The organism is Streptococcus loxodontisalivarius (genome assembly GCF_016908645.1).
Lineage (GTDB): Bacteria > Bacillota > Bacilli > Lactobacillales > Streptococcaceae > Streptococcus > Streptococcus loxodontisalivarius.
Window position 1 is genome coordinate 1 of sequence record NZ_JAFBEH010000091.1, and the last position, 1,256, is coordinate 1,256.

Annotated in this window: 1 protein-coding gene and 1 pseudogene; both read right to left on the reverse strand. The window is 35.7% G+C overall.

From position 1 onward, the window contains the following. Positions 1–88: 88 nt before the first annotated feature. Positions 89–361 (reverse strand): annotated as a pseudogene (locus JOC28_RS10600) (Y-family DNA polymerase); the annotation flags it as partial. Position 362: 1 nt separating this feature from the next. After that, complete coding sequence (locus JOC28_RS10605; RefSeq protein WP_205010635.1) at positions 363–1,058, reverse strand: helix-turn-helix domain-containing protein; 696 nt, start codon at positions 1,056–1,058, stop codon at positions 363–365. Positions 1,059–1,256 lie beyond the last annotated feature (198 nt).

Here is a 1,256-nt window from a genome sequence, read left to right on the forward strand (position 1 = left end):
TTAACAAGACACCTCTACTTTAGCATAAAGAAAAAGTAGTGAGTACTCTCTCCCGTCGGAGATTTCCTCACTACTAATCTTAGTATGTTTTTCTAGCCCAAGCATAATTAAAGCGACGACTCTTTATATCAAAAGGAAGGTCACTACTTCTGCCAACATTATCTTTCCCAAAAATTGATTTAAAGCTTGGTGATGAAGCAAGAATCAAGCCATTAGAATGATCTGCTCGACTCATAACACACAAAGGCGTCTTCAAAGGATGTAGATTTCTAGATACACACTCAACACTAGCATAAAAAGACTTCATATCAATAAAAGCAATGTCTGATTTCGGTTCTCTAGAATAATCAATCAAGGTCATTTCAAACCTCGGTTGGCATAAAATTACCAACAATTTTTCCTATAATTCTTGGATTTTCCTCATAAGGTGCATGCATGTCTTCATAAGCATCGTTGATGGAGACCAGACGCAAACCATCTTCTTCACGATAAACACGTTTAATGTAAGTCTCTCCATTCCAATCAACTGCATAGACAGCTCCATCGTAGTCAAATCCCGTCTGCTTAATGAGAACTACCTCTCCATTCAAATAGGTTGGTTCCATGGAATTTCCAAAAACCCATGAGGCAAAATCATGATCCAATTTCTCATCATAAAAGACTTCATCGTAATTGCCATCGTTAAAATAAGTAAAACCTGTACCAGCAGACAGTTTCTCATAAACCTTATAACTGTAAAGTTTTCGAGGCTTCTTATCAGAAAGATTAATCAGTTTAGACTCTTTTTCAAGAAGAGACTGACTATAAGAGATAACCTTATCCTGACTAGGCTTTGTTAATTTTGAAAATATACCTACAATATCGTACTGTGACAAGAAATAATTACTTTCAACCTTCAAAATTTCACTTAATCTCTGAAGATTTTTCTGATTTGGCTTTGTTTTTCCAGACTCCCAATTATGATAGGATGGTCTTGAAATTCCTAGTTTTTCCGCCAATTGAGACTGGGACATCCCCAACTCTTGACGTCTTTTTGCTAAACGTTCACCTGAAAACATAAACCTCTCCTTTTGTTAGTTTATAAACTAATTATACTGTTTCTATTCAAAAAATTCAAGATAAAAAATCATTTGATTCAAAAAGAAAAGGCTGAGCGAACTCGGCACTGCACCCCAAAATTGGGACAGAAGAAAAAACTTTTAAGCGGTCAGTTTTCTGTAATCTACAGGAGACTGGTCGTTTAATCTCTGTTGAAC

Coding starts and splice junctions, on each gene's coding strand:
- JOC28_RS10605 (WP_205010635.1), bottom strand. CDS start 1,058: ATGTTTTCAGGTGAACGTTTAGCAAAAAGACGTCAAGAGTTGGGGATG.